Below are 3,545 nucleotides of genomic sequence, written 5' to 3'. Positions count from 1 at the left end.
TCATTATAGGGGCTTTTCAGAGGCCGTCAACAGTTTTTCACATTTGTGTTCACGGGTGTTTCGAGGGGCGCAGCCGAGCATGGGCTCGGCTCTACCGGGTCGCGGGTCACAGGCCTTTTCGAGGCCTGCAGTCGAGCATGGCTCGACTCTACAGAACAGCGGTTCACGGGTGTTTCGCCCGGCGCTACCTCACATCGTATGCGTCGGCTTGTCCGAGCTGGTCAGGCCGGCCAGCAACGTTTCGATCTTGTGGCGCACGTTCTCGCCTTCCTGGCCGTCAGCCAGCTGCACGCCGATGCCGGCCACGCGGTTGCCCTGTGCGCCGGCCGGGGTCACCCAGATCACCTTGCCGGCCACCGGCAGGCGTTCGCTGGAATCAGGCAGGGTCAGCAGCAGGAACACCTCGTCGCCCAGGAAGTAGCGCTTGGGCGTGGGTACGAAGACGCCGCCATTCTTCACGAACGGCATGTACGCGCTGTACAGCGCGGCTTTGTCCTTTACAGCCAGGGACAGGATGCCCTGGCGGGCGTTGCTGGCACTCATCGATTTCCCCTTGCGGCAGGCCGCTCGTTCACCTTGTTCCAGGCCAGCAGCAACTCGACCACCGCAAGGTCTGCACGCACGGTGGTGCGAAGCAGGTCGCGGGTGCGGTTGGCCGCATCGAACCAGGCTGCAAGCTTGTGCAATCGGTCCGGCGCGGTCAAGGCGTCGGTGCTGGCCTGGGCCAGCGCCAGATCGGCGGCGAAGCGCAAGCGCAGGGCCGCGTTCTCATCGCCGCACCACTTCTGCGCGAGTTCCACCGCGCCGGTCTTGCCGGCAGCCAGCTGTTCCAGCTCGCGGCCGACGTCGCGGCGCAGGCTCAGGCCATCCTCGCGCAGCCAGTTGTCGGCCTGGCCGGGATGGCCGCGCGCCGCGTCCAGCGCCTCGCGTGCGGAGGCTTCGCTGTGGCCCTGCTGCTGCAGCCAGGCCATCGCTTCATCGCGCGGCGGCAGCTTGAATTCCAGACGCTGGCAGCGGCTGCGCACGGTCTGCGGCAGGCGCGCCGGGTCGCTGCTGATCAACCACAGGTAGCGGCCGGGTTGCGGTTCTTCCAGGGTCTTCAGCAGCGCGTTGGCGGCCGAGCGGTTGATGGCATCGGCCGGGTCGACAATCACCACCTGGGCCACGCCGTACTGCGGGGTCAGCGCCAGCTTGTTGGTGATCTCGCGCACCTGCTCGATGACGATCTCGGTGCGCAGCTTGTCGCCGCTCTTGTTGGGGATGAAGCTGACCAGCTGCAGGTCCGGATGGGTACCGGCGGCAATCAGCTGCCGCGTGCGCGTGGCGTGCGCGGCATCGCCACGAGCCAGCACGTGGTCGGCCAGGGCGAGCGCCACCTCATGCTTGCCCAGCCCGGACGGGCCGCAGATCAGCAGGCCGTGGCCAAGACGGTCGGCATCCAATGCCGCAACGGTCTGGTCGAAGGCGCGCTGCTGCCAGGGCGAGAAGCTGCTCATGCGCCCTCCCCGGCCTGCAGCCAACGCTCGACACTGGCCACCACATCGGCAGCCACGCGTTCCTGTACCTGCCCCGCATCGATCACGGCGAAGCGCTGTGGGTCCTCCTGCGCGCGGCGGCGGAACACTTCACGCACGCGCTGGAAGAAATCGTCCTGCTCGCTTTCGATGCGGTCCGGCCACAGGTCGCGGCCGTTGGCGCGCGCGCGGCCCACGGCCACGTCCACATCCAGCAGCAGGGTCAGGCCCGGCAGCAGGCCGACGGCGCGGCGCTCCAGGTCGGCAATCCACTGCGGATCGAGGCCGCGGCCACCGCCCTGGTAGGCGTAGCTGGAATCGGTGAAGCGGTCACTCAGCACATAGGCACCGCGCTGCAGTGCTGGCTGGATGATCTGGCGCACGTGCTGGGCACGCGCAGCGAACACCAGCAGCAGCTCGGCTTCGGCGCTGAGCGGTTCGGCGGCGATCTCGGCGTCGGGCTTCAGCACCAGCCCGCGGATGCGCTCGGCCAGCGGCGTACCACCCGGCTCGCGGGTCAGCACGACCTCGTGGCCGTGGCTGCGCAGGCATTCGCGGATGGCATTGATGGCGGTGGTCTTGCCCGCGCCCTCGCCGCCTTCCAGGCTGACGAAACGCGGGTGGCGAAGCAGCGCGGAACTCATTGCGCCGGGGTCTCCTTGGTACGTTGCTGGCGCAGCTGCTGCAGGTAGCGGGCTACGGCGGCATTGTGCTGGTCCAGGCTGGGCGAGAACACGTGCGCGCCACTGCCATCACCCACGGCGACGAAGTACAGCGCATCGCCTGCGGCAGGCTGTGCGGCGGCCATCAGCGCATCGCGGCTGGGCATGGCGATGGGGGTCGGCGTCAGCCCGGCACGGGTGTAGGTGTTGTAGGGCGTATCGGTGGTCAGGTCGCGGCGGCGGATGTTGCCGTCGTAGGCCGCGCCGATGCCATAGATGACGGTGGGATCGGTCTGCAGGCGCATGCCGATCTTCAGGCGGCGCATGAACACCCCGGCAATCTGCGGGCGCTCGCTGGCCAGCGCGGTTTCCTTTTCGATGATCGAAGCGAGAATCAGCAGCTCGTACGGGCTGTTGATCGGCAGATCGGCGGCCCGGCTTTCCCAGGCCTCGTGCAAGGCCTTTTCCATTGCGGCGTGGGCGCGCTTGAGCACGTCCATGTCACTGTCGCCGCGCTGGTAGACGTAGGTCTCGGGCAGGAAGCGGCCTTCCGGGTGCTGGCCACCGAAGCCCAGCCGCTGCATCAGCGCGGCGTCATCGAGGGTATCGGTGGTGTGCAGCAGCGGCTCGGCACGCTTGAGCGCAGCGCGCACCTGGCGGATGTTCCAGCCTTCGACAAGGGTGACGCGGTGCTGCAGCACCTTGCCGGCGCGCATGCGCAGCAGCAGCTCGCGCGGGGTCAGGCTGTCGTCCAGCGCGTACTCGCCCACCTTCAGCTTGCCGGCGGCGTCGAGCTGGCGTGCCAGCAGCTGCCACTGGGTGTCCTGGCCTTCGTCCACGCCGGCCTCGCGCAGCTTGCGCAGCACGCTGTTCATGCCATCGCCGCTGGCGATGACCACGCTCTCGGCGGACGGGGTGATGTGGCGGTCGGCGAACTTGCTCTGCTGGTAGAAGAACCACGCGCCTGCGCCGGCCAGGACGGCGCCCAGCACCACCACCAGCATGACCACGAACAGACACCCGCGCTTGGCTCCCGCCATGGACTACCTCTGAATGCGATTCCGCCGTGCAGGATACCGTGCTGGGTGGTGCGGGGTCATGACCGGGGGCACCCATCCACGCATGGCGTGGATCTACTGCCGGGGCCGATCATGCCCAGTAGATCCACGCCATGCGTGGATGAACGACCATGGAGGCATCCGTGCCGACCAACGGTCGGCACCCACCAGAACAATGCCACCAACAGTAGATCCACGCCATGCGTGGATGACCGGCCATGGAGGCATCCGTGCCGACCAACGGTCGGCACCCATCAGAACAATGCCACCAACAGTAGATCCACGCCATGCGTGGATGACCGGCCATGGAG

General features: G+C 67.7%; 4 protein-coding genes. All 4 read right to left on the bottom strand.

Translation table 11 applies throughout. From position 1 onward, the window contains the following. Positions 1 to 189: 189 nt before the first annotated feature. Genes ACQKDV_RS17675 through mltG form a run of 4 tightly spaced genes read right to left on the bottom strand, consistent with a single transcriptional unit; the run spans position 190 to position 3,216 of the window. Positions 190 to 543, bottom strand: coding sequence for a PilZ domain-containing protein (locus ACQKDV_RS17675; protein WP_313146210.1), 354 nt, complete (start codon positions 541 to 543; stop codon positions 190 to 192). Then, a complete protein-coding gene (locus tag ACQKDV_RS17670) occupies positions 540 to 1,496 on the bottom strand; it encodes a DNA polymerase III subunit delta' (RefSeq protein WP_427785473.1) in 957 nt (318 codons plus the stop codon). Before ACQKDV_RS17670 ends, ACQKDV_RS17675 begins: the two co-directional genes overlap by 4 nt. Then, positions 1,493 to 2,158, bottom strand: a complete 666-nt coding sequence (tmk, locus tag ACQKDV_RS17665; protein ID WP_427785471.1) for a dTMP kinase — start codon at positions 2,156 to 2,158, stop codon at positions 1,493 to 1,495. The genes ACQKDV_RS17670 and tmk overlap by 4 nt, the downstream gene beginning before the upstream one ends. After that, positions 2,155 to 3,216 carry an endolytic transglycosylase MltG gene (gene mltG / locus ACQKDV_RS17660; protein ID WP_427785470.1) on the bottom strand — a complete coding sequence of 354 codons (1,062 nt, stop codon included), beginning with the start codon at positions 3,214 to 3,216 and terminating at the stop codon, positions 2,155 to 2,157. Before mltG ends, tmk begins: the two co-directional genes overlap by 4 nt. Between the last annotated feature and the right edge of the window lie 329 nt (positions 3,217 to 3,545).

This window comes from Stenotrophomonas sp. NPDC077659, assembly GCF_050268705.1.
Lineage (GTDB): Bacteria > Pseudomonadota > Gammaproteobacteria > Xanthomonadales > Xanthomonadaceae > Stenotrophomonas.
The sequence above is the reverse complement of the archived record's forward strand: the minus strand, read 5'-3'. Positions and strand labels throughout refer to the sequence as shown.

Bases quoted from the DNA above. Each gene is read 5' to 3' on its own strand.
- ACQKDV_RS17675 (WP_313146210.1), bottom strand. From the start codon at position 543: ATGAGTGCCAGCAACGCCCGCCAGGGCATCCTGTCCCTGGCTGTAAAG.
- ACQKDV_RS17670 (WP_427785473.1), bottom strand. From the start codon at position 1,496: ATGAGCAGCTTCTCGCCCTGGCAGCAGCGCGCCTTCGACCAGACCGTT.
- tmk (WP_427785471.1), bottom strand. From the start codon at position 2,158: ATGAGTTCCGCGCTGCTTCGCCACCCGCGTTTCGTCAGCCTGGAAGGC.
- mltG (WP_427785470.1), bottom strand. From the start codon at position 3,216: ATGGCGGGAGCCAAGCGCGGGTGTCTGTTCGTGGTCATGCTGGTGGTG.